Source organism: Mesorhizobium sp. M1312 (assembly GCF_040318115.1).
Classification (GTDB): domain Bacteria; phylum Pseudomonadota; class Alphaproteobacteria; order Rhizobiales; family Rhizobiaceae; genus Mesorhizobium.
Map to the genome: position 1 here is coordinate 520,582 of NZ_JAMYLQ010000001.1, position 16,219 is coordinate 536,800.

14 protein-coding genes are annotated in these 16,219 nt (G+C 62.3%); 11 read left to right on the forward strand and 3 right to left on the reverse strand.

The window, feature by feature from the left end; translation table 11 throughout:
* Positions 1-137 precede the first annotated feature (137 nt).
* Genes NKH36_RS02490 through NKH36_RS02505 form a run of 4 tightly spaced genes read left to right on the forward strand, consistent with a single transcriptional unit; the run spans position 138 to position 5,979 of the window.
* Positions 138-1,709 carry a phytoene desaturase family protein gene (locus tag NKH36_RS02490; RefSeq protein ID WP_352958531.1) on the forward strand — a complete coding sequence of 524 codons (1,572 nt, stop codon included), beginning with the start codon at positions 138-140 and terminating at the stop codon, positions 1,707-1,709.
* Positions 1,709-2,188 (forward strand): MarR family winged helix-turn-helix transcriptional regulator, encoded by a 480-nt coding sequence (locus NKH36_RS02495; RefSeq protein WP_352958530.1) that lies wholly within the window; start codon positions 1,709-1,711, stop codon positions 2,186-2,188. The genes NKH36_RS02490 and NKH36_RS02495 overlap by 1 nt, the downstream gene beginning before the upstream one ends.
* A 46-nt stretch (positions 2,189-2,234) precedes the next feature.
* Entirely contained in the window at positions 2,235-4,388 is a 2,154-nt protein-coding gene (locus NKH36_RS02500; protein WP_352958529.1) for a thiamine pyrophosphate-dependent enzyme, read from the forward strand.
* Positions 4,381-5,979 (forward strand): indolepyruvate oxidoreductase subunit beta family protein, encoded by a 1,599-nt coding sequence (locus tag NKH36_RS02505; RefSeq protein ID WP_352959825.1) that lies wholly within the window; start codon positions 4,381-4,383, stop codon positions 5,977-5,979. Before NKH36_RS02500 ends, NKH36_RS02505 begins: the two co-directional genes overlap by 8 nt.
* 123 nt (positions 5,980-6,102) lie before the next feature.
* Here the strand turns inward: NKH36_RS02505 and NKH36_RS02510 are convergent, their stop codons facing one another.
* The 3 genes from NKH36_RS02510 to NKH36_RS02520 form a co-directional block, all read right to left on the reverse strand.
* Entirely contained in the window at positions 6,103-6,642 is a 540-nt protein-coding gene (locus tag NKH36_RS02510) for a DUF2380 domain-containing protein (RefSeq protein WP_352958527.1), read from the reverse strand.
* A 242-nt stretch (positions 6,643-6,884) separates the two neighbouring features.
* Positions 6,885-7,211 carry a hypothetical protein gene (locus NKH36_RS02515; protein ID WP_352958526.1) on the reverse strand — a complete coding sequence of 109 codons (327 nt, stop codon included), beginning with the start codon at positions 7,209-7,211 and terminating at the stop codon, positions 6,885-6,887.
* 65 nt (positions 7,212-7,276) lie between these two features.
* Entirely contained in the window at positions 7,277-7,702 is a 426-nt protein-coding gene (locus NKH36_RS02520; RefSeq protein WP_352958524.1) for a globin family protein, read from the reverse strand.
* A gap of 289 nt (positions 7,703-7,991) precedes the next feature.
* Here NKH36_RS02520 and NKH36_RS02525 point away from each other — a divergent pair, with 289 nt between their 5' ends.
* The 7 genes from NKH36_RS02525 (at position 7,992) to NKH36_RS02555 (ending at position 16,218) form a co-directional block, all read left to right on the forward strand.
* Positions 7,992-9,119: a PQQ-dependent sugar dehydrogenase gene (locus tag NKH36_RS02525; protein ID WP_352958523.1), complete on the forward strand. Its 1,128-nt coding sequence runs from the start codon at positions 7,992-7,994 to the stop codon at positions 9,117-9,119.
* 804 nt (positions 9,120-9,923) lie between these two features.
* On the forward strand, positions 9,924-10,850 hold the full coding sequence (gene cpaB / locus NKH36_RS02530; RefSeq protein ID WP_352958521.1) for a Flp pilus assembly protein CpaB: 927 nt from the start codon (positions 9,924-9,926) through the stop codon (positions 10,848-10,850).
* Between the two features lie 40 nt (positions 10,851-10,890).
* Complete coding sequence (locus NKH36_RS02535) at positions 10,891-12,327, forward strand: type II and III secretion system protein family protein (protein WP_352959826.1); 1,437 nt, start codon at positions 10,891-10,893, stop codon at positions 12,325-12,327.
* Between the two features lie 35 nt (positions 12,328-12,362).
* The gene (locus tag NKH36_RS02540) at positions 12,363-12,593 is read left to right on the forward strand and encodes a hypothetical protein (RefSeq protein WP_352959827.1); all 231 of its coding nucleotides are present in this window, start codon (positions 12,363-12,365) and stop codon (positions 12,591-12,593) included.
* A 29-nt stretch (positions 12,594-12,622) separates the two neighbouring features.
* Positions 12,623-13,834, forward strand: coding sequence for a CpaE/TadZ family protein (locus NKH36_RS02545; protein WP_352958517.1), 1,212 nt, complete (start codon positions 12,623-12,625; stop codon positions 13,832-13,834).
* Positions 13,831-15,249: a TadA family conjugal transfer-associated ATPase gene (locus NKH36_RS02550; protein WP_352958516.1), complete on the forward strand. Its 1,419-nt coding sequence runs from the start codon at positions 13,831-13,833 to the stop codon at positions 15,247-15,249. The genes NKH36_RS02545 and NKH36_RS02550 overlap by 4 nt, the downstream gene beginning before the upstream one ends.
* Before the next feature lie 3 nt (positions 15,250-15,252).
* Positions 15,253-16,218, forward strand: a complete 966-nt coding sequence (locus NKH36_RS02555; protein WP_352958515.1) for a type II secretion system F family protein — start codon at positions 15,253-15,255, stop codon at positions 16,216-16,218.
* Position 16,219 lies beyond the last annotated feature (1 nt).

Genomic DNA, 16,219 nt, shown 5'->3' on the forward strand with positions numbered 1-16,219 from the left:
CGCAGGAATAAACGGGGCACCGAAGCTGCCAATCTCCCCCCTTGTGGGGGAGATGTCCGGCAGGACAGAGGGGGGCGCCGTAGAGCGCCCGACCTCTTACCTGAATCCCATCTCCTGCCGGCGGAGAGCAAGCATCGATGAGCGATATCGATCACATCATCGTCGGCAGCGGCATCAACGCGCTGGTCTGCGCGGCGATGCTTGGCGGCAAGGGCGCCAAGGTGCTGGTGCTCGAGCGCAACGACCGCATCGGCGGCTGCATGCGCACCGAGGAGATCACCGCGCCCGGCTTCATCCATGACGTGATGGCGACGACCTTCGTCCTGTTCATCACCTCGCCGGGCTATGCGGCGCTGGGCAGGGACCTGGCGCGGCACGGCCTGGAATTCTGCAACACCGGCACGCCGACCGGCGTGCTGCGCCCGGACGGCAGCCATGCCATCCTGCGCACCGACCGTGCCGCCAACGTCGCGGCTGCCAATGCGCTTGCCGCAGGCGACGGCGACCAGTACGGCGGCGACGTCGGCGAGATCGAGCGCAACGCCGGCCTGCTGTTCGGGCTGCTCGGTGGCAGCCTGTGGTCTTACCCGACAGCCAAACTACTGGCGGGCGAAGCCTGGCGGCGCGGCCCGCGCGGCCTTGCCGCCTTTCTCGGCGACGCGCTGGTGCCGGCGCGCGGCTGGCTGGAGAACACTTACCAGTCGGAGATCACCCGTGCGCTATGGGCGCCTTGGGTGCTGCATGCCGGCCTTGGGCCTGACGACGCGTTCTCCGGCCAGATCGCTAGGGTTATCGCCTTCGCGCTCGAAGCTGCCGGCGCGCCGATAGTCAAGGGCGGTGCTGGGAATCTGCTGTCCGCCTTCGAAGCGCTGATCAAGGAGCGCGGCGGCGTGATCCGGACTGAAGGGGACGTTGCTTCCATCATCCAGACGAATGGCCGAGCAACCGGCGTGCGGCTGGCTTCTGGCGAAACGGTCACGGCAAGAAAGAGCGTGATCTGCTCGGTCACCCCGACCCAGCTCTACGAGCGGCTGCTCGGCGCCGCGGCTCCGAAAGCCGACGTCGAGGCCGCGCAAAAATACCGCTACGGCAAGGGCAATTTCCAGATCCACTATGCCTTGGACAAGCCGCCCGCATGGCGCGGCGACGGCCTCGACAAGGTCGCGCTGCTGCACCTGACGCCCGGGCTCGACGGCGTGTCGAAAGCCTGCAACGAGGCGACGCGCGGCATGCTGCCGGAGGTGCCGACCATCTGCGTCGGCCAGCCGCATGCGCTCGACCCTTCGCGCTGTCCGGACGGCAAGGCGATCCTGTGGCTGCAACTGCCCGAGGCCCCACGCCATATCAAGGGCGATGCCGCCGGCAAACTGCAGACACCGGCGGACGGCCGCTGGACCGACGCGCTGCGCGAGGCCTATGCCGATCGCGCCGAAGCGATCCTCGCCAGCCACATCGAGGGCTTCAAGGACAGCGTGATTGCACGCCGCGCCTATTCGCCGGCCGATCTGGAAACGATGAACGTCAATCTGGTCGGCGGCGACCCCTATGGCGGTTCCTCGACCATCGACCAGTCGTTCCTGTGGCGGCCGTTCAAGACGAGCCGCAATCACGACACCGGCATCAAGGGCCTCTACCATATCGGCGCCTCGACCCACCCCGGTGCCGGGCTTAGCGGCGGCTCCGGCTTCCTGCTGGCGGGGAGGCTGTGATGGAACAGAAAGTTGAAAAGCGCCAGCGCATCTCGACACTGGGCCAGATCGGCTTGCAGCAGTTCGCGCCCTATCTGATGAACCGCATCATGGGCCGCTACAACGCCACCTTGCGCGACGATTTTCGCAAGCAGGGCCTGACCATTCCGCAGGTGCGCACACTCGCCGTGCTGTCGGTCGCCGACGGCGTCACCGTCAACGATCTCTCGGTCTACACGGTCATCGAACAATCCACGTTGAGCCGGACGCTCGACACGCTGGAAGGGCAAGGGTTTGTGCGGCGGGAGCAGGGAGTCACCGACAGCCGCATCCGCCATGTGTTCCTGACCGACGACGGTCGCGCCGAGTTCACCCGCGCCTGGCCGGCCATGCACGATGCGTTCGAGGCCATGTTCGACGACATCGATGATGCCGAATATGCGGCGCTGATCGCGACATTGCAGAAGATGCTGAAGAACATCCGCAAGCACGACATCTGACTATCTTACGCGCCGCCATCCGGGCGGTAACGGAAGGAGCAAAAAAATGGCCGAACGGTCTTTTGCCAAGGAAGTCGAAAAGCTCAGGCTCGGCGCCGGCGAGGAGTTTTCCGGCGAGGGCATTCTCGCCATCACCAAGGCGCTGCTGCAATGCGGCGTCGGCTATGTCGGCGGCTATCAGGGCGCGCCGATCAGCCATCTGATGGATGTGCTGGCCGACGCACAGGATATTCTGGGCGAGCTCGGCGTGCATTTCGAGGCGAGCGCCTCGGAAGCCACCGCCACCGCCATGCTGGCGGCATCGGTGCATTATCCGATCCGCGGCGCGGCGACTTTCAAGTCGACGGTCGGCACCAATGTCGCGTCGGATGCGCTGGCCAATCTCGCCTCCGGCGGCGTCACCGGCGGCGCGCTGATCATCGTCGGCGAAGACTACGGCGAAGGCTCCTCGATCATGCAGGAGCGCAGCCACGCCTTTGCCATGAAGAGCCAGGTCTGGCTGCTCGACCCCCGGCCGAACCTGCCGTCGATCGTCAGGGCGGTCGAGGACGGCTTCGAGCTGTCGGAGATTTCCAACACGCCTGTGATGCTGCAGGTCCGCATCCGCTGCTGCCACGTCCATGGCCGTTTCATCGCCAAGGACAACAAGCGCCCGGCGATGACGGTGGCCGATGCGCTCGACGCGCCGCGCCGCGACACCGGCCGCATCGTTTTGCCGCCCGCCTCTTTCCTGCATGAGAAGGAGAAGGTGCAGAAACGCTGGCCGGCGGCGGTCGATTTTATCCGCACCAACAAGATCAACGAGTTCTTCGGTCCGGAGCACGGCTCGGTCGGCATCGTCATGCAGGGCGGCATGTACAATTCGGTCATCCGGGCGCTGCAGCGCCTCGGCCTTGCCGACACCTATGGCGACACTGACGTGCCGCTCTATGTGCTCAACGCCGTCTATCCCTTGGTCGACGACGAGTTCCTGGCCTTCTGCGAGGGCAAGGACGCCGTGCTCGTCGTCGAGGAAGGCCAGCCCAATTATATCGAGCAGGCCTTTGCCGCGATGCTGCACAAGGCCGGGCGCGGCACGAAACTCGTCGGCAAGGAACATCTGCCGATGGCCGGCGAATACACCGGCCAGGTCATGCTCGACGGCATCGGCTCGTTCCTGCGCGCCACCATCCCGCATTTGCTGCCGGGCGAGGTCCGCGCGCCAAACAAGGTCGGCGACGGGCTCGACACCGCCGACCTGATCAATGTCGTTCCCGGCCGTCCGCCCGGCTTCTGCGTCGGCTGTCCGGAACGGCCGATCTTCGCCGCCACCAAGCTGGTCGAGCAGGAGCTCGGCAAGCACCACATCGCCTCCGACATCGGCTGCCATCTGTTTTCGATCATGCCGCCTTTCGAGCTCGGCGCTACCACCATGGGCTACGGGCTGGGGCCTGCCTCGGCTTCGGCATTCAATTCGCCCGACGCCAAGCGCCGGTCGATCTCCTTCGTCGGCGACGGCGGCTTCTGGCACAACGGCCTGACCTCGTCGATCGGCAATGCCGTGTTCAACAAGAATGACGGTGTCATCGTCATCGTCGACAATTTCTATTCGGCGGCGACGGGAGGGCAGGACATTCTTTCATCTCGCGCCGGCAACAAGACGAAGTCGACAAAGCACCCGATCACCGAGGCGGTGAAAGGCATGGGCGTCAAATGGCTGCGCCACATCGACCGCACCTATGACGTGACCAAGATGCAGGACACGCTGCGCGAGGCGCTGACGACGGAAGAGAAGGGCCCGAAAGTCATCGTCGCCTCGTCCGAATGCATGCTCAACCGGCAGCGCCGCGAGAAGCCGCTGGTCGACAAGGCGATCAAGGGCGGGACAAGGATCGTCAAGCCGAAATTCGGTGTCGATGAGGACATCTGCACCGGCGACCATGCCTGCATGCGGCTGTCCGGCTGCCCGTCGCTTTCGGTGAAGTCGCTGGACGATCCGCTGCGTGACGATCCCGTGGCGCACATTGACCAGAGCTGCGTCGGCTGCGGCAATTGCGGCGAGGTCGCCGATGCGGCGGTGCTGTGCCCATCCTTCTACCGCGCCGACGTGGTGCACAATCCCAGCCGCTGGGACCGTTTCCTGGAAGCCGCGCGTCGCGCCACGATCGGCCTCCTGCAGCGGCGCCGTGAAAGCCGGCGCCTGACATTCGCCGATGCTTGACGCCGTCCCCTCATCGCGCTCGAAAGCCGACGGTCCCGAAGACGAGCGCGTTATCAAGCTTGCCGTGCTGGCGGTCGGCGGCCAGGGCGGTGGCGTGCTGGCCGACTGGATCACCGACGTCGCCGAGCGCAATGGCTATTTCGCGCAATCGACCTCGGTCGCCGGCGTCGCCCAGCGCACCGGCGCCACCATCTACTATGTCGAAATGTGCCGCGACACCGGCCGGCTGCCGGTCTTCGCGCTATCGCCCTCCCAGGGCGACGTCGACATACTGATCGCCGCCGAACTGATGGAAGCCGGCCGCGCCATCATCCGCGGCTTCGTCACGCCCGAGCGCACCACGCTGATTGCCTCGTCGCACCGCATCGCCGCCGTGTCGGAAAAGATCGAGCCCGGCGACGGCCGCGCCTCGTCGTCAAAGGTGCATGCGACAGCGGAAGCGGCAGCCAAGCGCTTCATCGCCTTCGACATGGAGAAGATTGCTGCAGATAACGGCTCGATGATCTCGGCCAGCCTGCTCGGCGCGCTGGCGGGGTCAGATGACTTGCCGTTCACCCGCGAGAGCTACGAGCAGGCGATTGGCGCCGGCGGCCGCGGCGTGAAGGCCAGTCTCGCCGCCTTCGGCGCCGCCTTTGATCGCGCCCGTGGCATCACGAACACGCCGCCTCTGGGCGAAAGAGCTGCGGAACCGAAAGCTGCCGAACCCGGCTCGGGCGCTGCGGCAGAGGTGAGCGGCCCGGAAAGCCTGCTGAAGGGCTGGCAGGACCTTGCGGCGCGCGTCGATGCGCTGCCGCTTCCCCTGCACGACATGACGCTTCGCGGTCTGAAAAAGGTCGTCGACTATCAGGATATCGCCTATGGCGGCGAGTATCTCGACCGGCTCGACCGGGCCGTCGCCGTGGACAGCGCCGAGCATGACTACGCGCTGTCGATATCAGCGGCAAAGCATCTGGCCAACGCCATGTGCTACGACGACATGATCCGCGTCGCCGACCTGAAGACGCGCTCTACGCGCGACCAGCGGGTGCGCCGCGAGGTTGGCGTCAAGGACGGCTCGATCCTGCAGGTGACCGAATATTTCCATCCGCGCATCGAGGAATTCTGCGGCACGCTGCCGGCCGGCCTCGGCAGCTACATCGAGGCGCGGCCGAAGCTTGCCGCCTTTCTCGACCACCGCATTAACCACGGCCGCCGCATCCGCACCGACAGTTTCGCCGGCTTCGCCGCGCTGTGGTTCATTGGCGGCCTGCGCCGCTGGCGCCGCCGCCTGCTGCGCCACAAGGTCGAGACCGCACATCTCGAGCGCTGGTACGCGCTGGCGCTTGGGTATGTGCCGAAAGACTATGCGCTCGCCGTCGAGATCCTCAACTGCCGCCGGCTGATCAAGGGCTACAGCGATACCCACGTCCGCGCCCAGTCGAAATTCGACCGGGTGCTGTCGGCGCTCGACCTGCTCAAGGACCGGGACGACGCCGCCGACTGGATCAGGCGCCTGCGCGAAGCCGCGCTGAAGGACGAGAAGGGCGACCTGCTCGACGGCGCGCTGAAGACCGTGGCGTCGCTGGGCGATGGTCCGGGTTCGTCCAGCTGATAGGCAGATCCACGTGACGCTTGCGTCACTCGAACATAGACGCCATCGCATTCCTGCCGGTCTGATCACCGACGCTGTTGCGTTGCTGCGACCCATTTCGGTCGACGGGTTTCCTGTGGATAGCTACGGAATGCAATGCTTCTCGACGTCACGCGCCGTGAACTCTGCTGCTCGTCGCCACGCTTCGTCGGTATCTCCCCGGTACGTCAGGTATCGATCGCAGATAGGCTTGTTGTTGTTCAAATCCAGCACTGCAAACTTCACCCAGCCAACCAGCGTGCTCATCTTGTGCATCTGACCGATCAGGAGATATTTCGCGCTAAGTGTTCTTGCCCGCTTCGAGAGATCGACAAGGCCGGGGTCCTTGACGGTGCATCGTTCTGCCTGACAGGGTAACGCGACGAGATCGATCTTCTGATTGTCCGAAAGACCAGCCTGCAAGGCAACGCCAAAGGCCTTCAGTCGCGCTTCGTGTTCGGCAGTCTGGTCCCTGACCTCGCCGGACGTATCCCTAAACTCGAAATCCGCGACAGCGAGGGTTTTTGGTTCGACGACATCGGCAAAAGCCGCCGACGCAAATACGCCAGCACCTACTAGGATCACGAAAAATCGCCCGCACTCAAAAAGTCGAAATCGAACTTCTGCACATTGCACCTTGAGCATCTCGTTCTCCGAGGTTGGGACGATAGTTGTCCCAATGGCGGTGCGGTTGTCTCTTCGCGCTGTTGGAGGCGCGGAGCAAGCGCAAGACTACCCCGTTGCGTCGCAACGTCAACTTTCTGCCGTTGCGGTCGATTAGGAGCCTTGTGCGCTTGTTTCCTTGGTGCTGCGCCGCCTCGGCCGTCGCTCGTCCGACTTCGCGAGGAGCCGAAATCGCGCAAGCCGCAATTCAGTCGTGGAGCCGTTTACTGGGTGGACTCTACCTTGGCGACAACGAGCTTGCCTTGGGCGCGTGAGATTTCGAGTGCCTGGCCGGCCCCCGCCAACTCGCCCGGGACCGAGATCACGAACGCCTGGCCTTCGGTGAGGGTCGCGACGAAGCGTACTGGCAGGTTTTCTTCGCCCGCCGCCATCGTGGTGACCACCCGGTAGCCGTCGTCCGCCTCCGTATAGTAGACGACGCCGTGGAAGTTGCCGAGATCGACGCTCCCACCCTGACGGGCCATGAGTTCGCCGGCAGAAGCGGAACCTGCCACCACGCAAAGCGCCGCAAGAACTGTGTATCTGAACATCGTATTTCTCTCCATTTAGAATTGTTGTTCCGCTGGATGCTCGCCTTCGGCTGCATCCCATCAGGTCACGCTGCGAGTTGATCCTCGCGGGCAGCCGCGATCATCACACTCGCGAGCAACCCGTAGGCCGCCTCCCAAGCTTCGCGGACCGGCGGCGTAAAAGCCGTGCCGAGGCCGGCGGCCAGCGTCTCGATGAGCGCTTGCCCGACGATCGGGTAATGACGCTCCTCGACGCCGTAGGTCACGTGGCGCTTGGCGAGCACGCGCACCGTCGGGAGGATGGTGTCGGCACGGTCCAGTCCGTGCACGACGAAGCCCAGGCTCGCCATCAGCTTGGCGCCTTGCTTGGTCATGTCGGTCACCGGAAACAGCGCGCGAAGATCCCCGTCGATCGCGAACAGGCGTTCATAGAACAGCGCGGCGGCGGCCACGCGGATCGGGACGACCTCGCGAAAACTGTCCTGGACAAGTCTGATCTGGTCGGGTGTCATCGGCGACGCTCCTGCGTTCCTGGCTTGGGGTGACCATCGCCCCAAAGCGTTTCGCGTGCATGTCGCCTGCGCCTAAATGTGTTTCAGTTGTGTCTCAATTAGTTTTCAGTTCGCGCTCATTTGTCTTCTTTTTCTGTAAAGGCGTGCTGAAGTGCCCCATGCGCCGGGCTCATTCCGTCGGTCATCGTTGAAAATCTAGGCGCGCGCCAGCTTGGAACCGCATCGGCAGTCGGTCATTATATCGGGGAGCCGGCGGCTCCTCCCCTATACCCGTTCGGATGGAGAAATCATGCTGCGGATATTCATTGCTTCGTCTTTGCTCCTTGCCTTAGGTGCGCCCTCGACCACGCTCGCGCAGGACGGCAGCATCGAGAGCGAGACCGGCCGCATCGCGGTCGAGACCTTTGCCGAAGGGCTCGAGCATCCCTGGGGCGCGACCTACCTGCCCGACGGCGCGTTGCTGGTCACCGAGCGTCCGGGGCGCCTGCGGCTCGTCTCGACCGAGGGGGCAGTTTCCGATCCGATCGACGGTGTGCCGGACGTCCTCGCCAGCGGACAGGGCGGGCTGCTGGATGTGGCGCTCGATCCGGACTTTGCCAACAACCGGACGGTTTATCTCTCCTACTCGGAGGAACGCGGCGGCGGCGCGGCCACCTCCGTCGGTCGTGGACGTCTGAACGAGAACGGCAGCGCGCTTTCGAACTTCGAAGTGATCTTCCGGCAGGAACCAGCCGTGTCCAGCCGGCACCACTACGGTTCCCGCCTGGTATTCGCGCCGGACGGCAAGCTCTTCGTCACGCTCGGCGATCGCGGCAAGGCACAACAGGCGCAGGACGCGAACAATCATCTCGGGACGGTCGTCCGCATCAATCCCGATGGGTCTATGCCTGACGACAATCCCTTCGTCGGCAAGGACGGCGCCGACGAGATCTGGTCCTACGGCCACCGCAATGTGCAAAGCGCAGCGCTCCATCCCGAAACCGGCGTGCTCTGGACGGCGGAAATGGGGCCGCGCGGCGGCGATGAGCTGAACATTCCGGAAGCAGGCAGGAATTACGGCTGGCCCATGGTCAGCTGGGGCCGGCACTATTCAGGCGAACCCATCCCCGATCCGTCGACCCGGCCGGAGTTTGCCGGCTCCATCCATAGCTGGACGCCCGTCATCTCGCCTTCCGGCATGACCTTCTACACCGGCGACATGTTTGCCGATTGGCGAGGCGACCTCCTGATTGGCGGACTGTCGGCGGAAGGCATCGTTCGGGTCAGGATCGACGGAAAGCAGGTCGCCAGCGAGGAAGTCCTCTCGCTCGGCAGGCGTATCCGAGACGTGGTGCAGGCTCCCGACGGCGCGGTAATGGCGTTGACCGACGAGCCGGCGGCAAGAATATTGCGACTGTCGCCGGCAGCGTCGCAGTGATCCATGCGGCGCCACAGACGTGATTTTCTGAAACGTTGGGGTTGATCGCGCTGTGACATCCAACTTCTTGGAGGCCGGCTCTATCTAAAGTGATCGAGTTAAGGACGGTCGTCGCGGAATACTTCAGACACGACGTGGACAACTTTCATAGAGCAGCGACAAATTAAAAGCAAAATCATTAACATCGAAAGCACCGAAACAGAGAATAGCGAAAAGAATCCTAGTAAGATAGAAAATGGTCCGATGCTATCGCCAGTCTTGCTCGTCCGAAAACAATTTTTAATACGATATTTCCATTCTGATAGAATCAATGTTTAAAAGCAAGATGACGATCGCGCACGTAAATACAATTAAGAATATGGCGACGGAAAGCATACATTCAAACTTGTCACCATCACCGTACAAGGTCGGTTTCGCCATGGGTCAGCCCAGATATCCAACTGCATGGTCCGTGTAGCCGAAACAGCCTGCACGCCGAGATAAAACGCCAGAAAGTCCTGCCACCGAAACATTTTACAGAGCTCTGATGAACTCGTTCCTGAAAACTGTCGATTGCTTCTGGCCGCATTGACCGTGTGGGTAACCAACAACGTGACGGCGTGCCGGAAACGTCGAAGCCAAGTGAATTTCGACCCAAAAAGTAAATGGCGCTCACTCAAATTGCGGAAAAAGGTCCAAGGGTTCGGTAACCAGACGCAACGATAGCTCCAATTCGAATAAGCGAAGTTTCTAATTGTTCAGAATCGCCCGGTAGCGTCCGGACAAAGACAAAAGACAAGAAGGGTGCATTTTGAGGTATCGGGCGTGAAGGGCAAAGCCATTACAATGATCGGCATCGCCGCGGTGTTCGGCGCGGCCTCCATCTTTGCCGCCGATCTCTGGATTAAGAGCGAAGCAAACGCTCGTGCCGGAGGGATTTCGCTCGCAGTTCCGACACCCGCGCCGCCGGCGATGCAGTTTCAGACTATCGTCGTCGCCAGGGCGCCGCTGCGCTTCGGCATGGCGCTAGAGCGGACGCAACTGGCGGAAATTCCGTGGCCGCAGGATTCGCTTCCGAAGGGCGCCTTCACGACGATCAACGAAGCTTTGGCCGAGGGAAGTCGTGTCGTGCTTTCACCCCTCGAGATCAACGAGCCGCTTTTGCTTGCAAAACTGTCGGGTCCCAATGGGCGCGCGACGCTGTCGAACCTGCTTTCGCCCGGCATGCGGGCGGTGACAATCCGCACCGACGAAATAGCCGGCGTCGGCGGCTTCGTGATGCCCGGCGACCATGTCGACGTGGTGCTGACGCGCGACGCCGGCGCCATCACCGAAGTCGCGAAAAATGCCGAAGGCGCGGCCGGTTCGACGCTGACCAGCGAGATCGTGGTCGAGAGCGCCAAGGTGCTGACCGTCGGCCAGGGCGCCGACGAGCGGCAGATCAGTCCGCAGATCGCTAATTCTGTAACCATCGAGGTCAATGCCGAGGGCGCGCAGAAGGTGGCGCTGGCCCGCACGGTGGGGACGCTGTCGCTGTCGCTGCGCGCCTCAAGCGAAGGCGGTGGTTCGACAGACGGTTTGACGACCATCTCTTCATTCGGCGGCTCGGTGGCGGCCGGCGCGTCGGATGCTGCGGGCGCAGTCATCGAGGCGATCGCCGCAGAGGGGCCGGAAGCGCAAAAATTCAAGACCGTGATCGTGACGCGCGGCACCAACCCGCAATCCTATCAGGTTGTTGCGCCGGACAAATGACACGACACCGGCAGGGGTGCCGGATTTTTGGGGACAGGCAATGTTTGGGTGGGTGGGCAATTTGTGTCGGAGCGGCGCGCATGCTGCCGGAATAGCCTTGCTGGCGATCTCGTTTGCCGCGGGACACTTTCTGGTTGGCGTTGGAAACGCTGAGGCCGGCAACGGCGTGGTTTACATTACCTCGACCAAAAACATGTCGATCAAGCTCGCGAGGGGAAAGCCCAGAACGATCAAGACCGATGTGCCGTTCTACGAGATCGTCATCGGCGATCCAGAGATCGCCAACGTCAAGCCGCTGACGGACCGCTCCTTCTACCTGCTCGGCAGTAATCTCGGCACCACGGGCATCGCTCTCTTCGACGAAAACAAGAAACTGGTCGGTACGATGGACATCGAGGTGACGCTCGACACCGACCGTTTGGCCAGCACCATCCGCGACAGCGTGCCGGGGGCCAACATAAAGGTTAGCTCGGCGAATGGCCGGCTTGTTCTGTCCGGCTCAGCCGAAGATGCGTTGGCGGTTGATAAGGCGACTCGGATCGCCACCAATTTTTCGGGCGAAGAAACGGTCATCAACTCGGTCAATATTTCCTCGTCGCAGCAGGTTCAGCTGAATGTGCGCTTCGTCGAAATCAACCGGCAGGTGGGACAGGAACTCGGCACCAAAATCGGCGTGACATACATCGGCAGCAATGGCGGCGTTTCGTTCAACTCCACCCCTTCGGTTTCTAAGGCGACTCCCGCGGCACAGCTCATCGGCGGCCTTCTCTCCAACGGCGTGTCAATCGATGTCGCCATCAAGGCTCTGGAAGACCGCGGTGTCGCGCGACGTCTTGCCGAACCGAACCTGATTGCGCGCTCGGGTGAAAAAGCGAGCTTCCTGGCGGGCGGCGAGTTTCCGATCCCAGTCTCGGAAGAGGACGGCAAGATCTCAGTCGAATACAAGAAGTTCGGCGTCAGTCTGGACTTCACACCGACCGTGCTCAGCGACGGCCTGATCGCTCTCGACATCGAGCCGGAGGTCTCCTCGATCGATAGATCGGCTTCCTACAATATCGGCAATATCTCCATCCCGGGTTTCGTGGTGCGGCGCGCGCACACGTCGATCGATCTGAAAAGCGGTCAGAGTTTCATGATGGCGGGCTTGCTGCAAAGCGAGAACGACATGGTTCAGCAGCGCGTTCCAGGTCTGGGCAAGTTGCCGGTGCTCGGCCCGCTGTTCAGTTCCAGAGCGTATCAGCGGCGCGAAACGGACCTGGTCATCATCGTCACGCCGTACCTCGTTAAGCCGATGGACCCATCGAAGAAGCCGCTGACGCCCGCTGACGGCACCTTGCCGGCAAGCAATGTCGATTATTTTCTGGGCAATGTGGAGGAGGTGAAAACCGCCGACGCCGCCCACAATGGCGGGACCGCAACCGACGCTGCCGCTCCAGCCACAAAAGTCGGCCACTTCCTCGATCTCCCAAAGGAATGAGTATGCGAACGCTTTCAACGGTCGGCGCCGTCGCAATGCTTGCCTCTGCCAGCGGTTGTGCCACCGAGGAGACAATGCGTCTCGATGGGCTGACCCAAGGCGCGGGCAATGCGATGGCGGCCAACGCCGTGATGCAGATGGTCGATCCGTGGCCTGAGGGCGTCGAACGCACCCGGCTCCGGGTGCCAGCAAACCGCGGCGCCCAGCCAAGCGCGGCCGCGAAGGCGGTCGAGGAAAAAGCATCGCAACCCACGGCCGGTTACTGATCAGGCCACCAAACGCGCGGGCGAGAAGAATGGCAAATCCCGGAAAAACCAAGCGGATCGTGCTTGTTTCCACCGACAAGAGCTTTGTGCAGAAAACGAGGACGGCGTTCGCCTCGTCGGAGGCGGTTGCGCTTGTTACGGTCGAGAAGAACGTCACCGAGTTACGCGGCGAAATCCAGGAGGCTGATTGCAGCGCGGTGATCGTCGACATGGATGCGGCCAAGCTCAACGAGATCGAGGCGTTGCAGCGCATTACGCGGCGGCTCGAGAGGCGCGCTGCAATCATCGTTGTGACTCAGGAATTCAATGCGTCCGCCGCGCGCATCCTGGTTCAGCTTCAGGTCGCCGATTTTCTGGTCAAGCCGCTGACCACCGCCGATCTTGTTCGCTCCTGCCTTCGCGCGCTTGAGGGACCGGGGCGCGAAGAGAACACCGAGTCGCAAATCTACACGTTCATGCCCGCCGCCGGGGGGGTAGGCACCACGACGCTGACGCTGCAAACCGCGTTCCAGCTCCACCATTCGGTAACGCGCGGATCGTCGACCTGCGTAGTCGATCTCAATTTCCAGCAAGGTTCATGCGCCGAATATCTCGACCTCGAGCCACGCTTCGACATCAACGAAATCGAGAATCAGCCGGAACGCCTTGACCGCCAGCTTCTTGACGTGATGCTCTCGAAACATGCGAGCGGTCTCTGCGTGCTGGCTGCGCCTGCGCGGCCAGCGGAGACGCGCACGTTCAATGCCGACGTGGTTGTCCGCATGCTGGACCTCGTCTCCGCCTATTTCGACAATGTCGTCATCGATATGCCGCGCACGTGGTTTCCCTGGACGGAGACCGTGCTGCTGGGCTCAAACAAGCTCTACATCGTCGCCGAAATGACCGTGCCGTGCCTGCGCCATACGCAGCGGCTGATCCAGGCCGTTTATGAGACGGTGGGCAAGGAGGTGAAGCCAAACGTCATCGTCAACCGCTTCGAACAACGACTGTTCGAAAGCGGCATCAAGCGGGCCGACGTCCAGGCATTCCTCGGCGAGCATTTCGTCGGCGGCATCTCGAACAATTACAAGCTGGTGCGTGAGGCCGTCGATCGCGGCGTTCCGCTGCACGAGGTCGATCCCAACGCGAATGTCGTCAACGATCTCAGGCGAATAGTCCTGCCTGATGAGGTCGTGGCGGAAACGCGGAAAAAGCGTTCACTGTTCGGGCTCGGCAAAAGTCTTTTGAGGAGAGCCGGGTGATCAGCCGATTTTCGACGCTCCAGAAACGCGATGCCACGCCGGAAAGCCGGCAGGAGCAGGCGCCAATCCAGCATCGGCCGGTCGTCATCCCGACGACACGCAAGCCGGCCCCGCCGAAACCCGAGGTGGGACCGGCAAAGCCCACGAAGGTCCTCGACGCGAGAATGCGCATCCACCGCATGCTGATCGAAGAGATCAACCTCGTAGCGCTCGAGCGCCTGCCGCGCGACGAGATGCAGCGGCAGGTGCATGATTTCGTCTCCGAGAAGGCGCGCGGCGAACGGCTTGCGGTCAATGTCGCCGAACTCGACGCGCTGGTGGATGACATTGTCGACGAAATGGTCGGCCTCGGTCCGCTCGAGCCGTTGCTGAATGACCCAGCCATCAACGACATCCTGATCAACGGCCATCGCAGTTGCTTCGTCGAGCGGCATGGCAAGCTCGAGCAGGTGCATATTCCGTTCAAGGACGAAGCTCACCTCATACGCATCATCAACAAGATCGTTGCGGCCGTCGGCCGCCGCGTCGATGAATCCCAGCCGATGGTCGACGCGCGCATGCTCGACGGCTCACGCTTCAATGCCGCCATCCGACCGGTCGGTGTCGACGGGCCGCTGGTATCCATCCGCAAATTCTCCAAGAATAAGCTCGGTCTGCATAAGCTCGTTGAATTCGGTGCGGTCACGCAGAACATGGCCGAAGTCCTTGCCGCCGCAGTCCATGCCCGAAAGACGACGATTATTTCCGGCGGCACCGGCACCGGCAAGACGACGATGCTGAACGCGCTGTCGGCCTTCATCCCCGAAGACGAGCGCTTGATCACCATCGAAGATGCGGCCGAACTGCAATTGCAGCAGCCGCATGTGGCGCGCATGGAGACAAGGCCGGCCAATATCGAAGGTCACGGCGAACTCAAGCAGCGCGATCTGGTCAAAAACGCACTGCGCATGCGGCCGGACCGCGTCATCCTCGGCGAGTGCCGCGGCGAGGAAGCCTTCGACATGCTTCAGGCGATGAACACCGGCCACGAAGGCTCGATGGCGACCATTCATGCCAACACGCCGCGCGACGCGATTTCCCGTCTCGAACAGATGCTCGGCATGACCGGAATGCCAATGACCGTGCAGTCGATCCGCAGCCAGATCGCAAGCGCGCTCGACATCATCGTGCAGCTTACCCGGCTTTCGGACGGCAAGCGCAAGGTCACGAGCGTCGCCGAAGTGACCGGGATGGAAGGCGACGTGATCCAGATGCAGGAGATATTTCGCTTCGTGCGCACCGGCATAGAAGCGGACGGGACGATCCTTGGCCACTTCGAGGCGACGGGCCTGCGCCCGCGCTTCCTCGAAGACCTGAAGGCGATGGGCATCGAATTTCCTGGGCGGTATTTCGAGCCTGGCAGACAGCAGGAATAATCAATGCTCGAGGGATTCAGCGCCATCTATGTGATTTATGCCGGCGCCGGTCTGACCGGCATCATGATCGCCGAAGCGTTTTACCTGCTTTACGCCGGGCACCGGGATCGCCGTATGGCGATCAATCGGCGAATGAAGCTGCAGGAGAAAAAGCTCAGCCAAGAGCAGGTGCTGATCCAACTGCGCAAAGAGCGTGGGATGGAAGGCGGTGCTTCGATGCTTTCGCTCGACCGGATTCGGGAGCTGCGGATCCAGTCCGGCATGGTCCTACCACTGCCGAAATTTCTGCTGATCACGTCGGGTCTGGCGCTTGGCATCTGCCTGTTTGCCGTTTCCTACGGCCTGCCGCTGATCATTGCACTGGCAGTGCTTCCGGTCATGTGTTTGGTCTTTCCGATCATGACCCTGCGGTTCCTGCGCAAGCGGCGGCATAAGATGTTCGGAATGCAGCTTCCAGAAGCTCTGGAACTCATCACGCGAAGCCTCAAGGCAGGGCATCCGGTTCCGGTGGCGATCTCGATGGTGGCGCGTGAAATGGCCGATCCGATCGGCACCGAATTCGGCGTGATCGCCGACGAATTGACCTATGGCTCCGACCTGGTTTCCGCGCTGCATTCGCTGTTCGAGCGCGTCGGACACGAGGACCTGCCGCTGTTCGTCACCGCTGTGTCGATCCAGAGCAGCTCAGGCGGCAATCTGCGCGAAATCCTGGATGGTCTGTCGTCGGTCATCCGCGAGCGCGGAAAGCTGCGGCGCAAAGTGCGAGCAATCTCGACCGAGGGCCGCATGTCGGCCTACATCCTGACCGCCGTACCGGCGCTGCTGATGGTCGGCATCATGACCATGATGCCGCAATTCTACGAGAGCGTCTGGGGCGAGCCGATGACTTGGTATCTGTTGGGCGGTTCGATCTTATGGCTAATGCTGGGCAACGCCATGATGTTCAAGATGTCGAACTTCAAATTCTGAC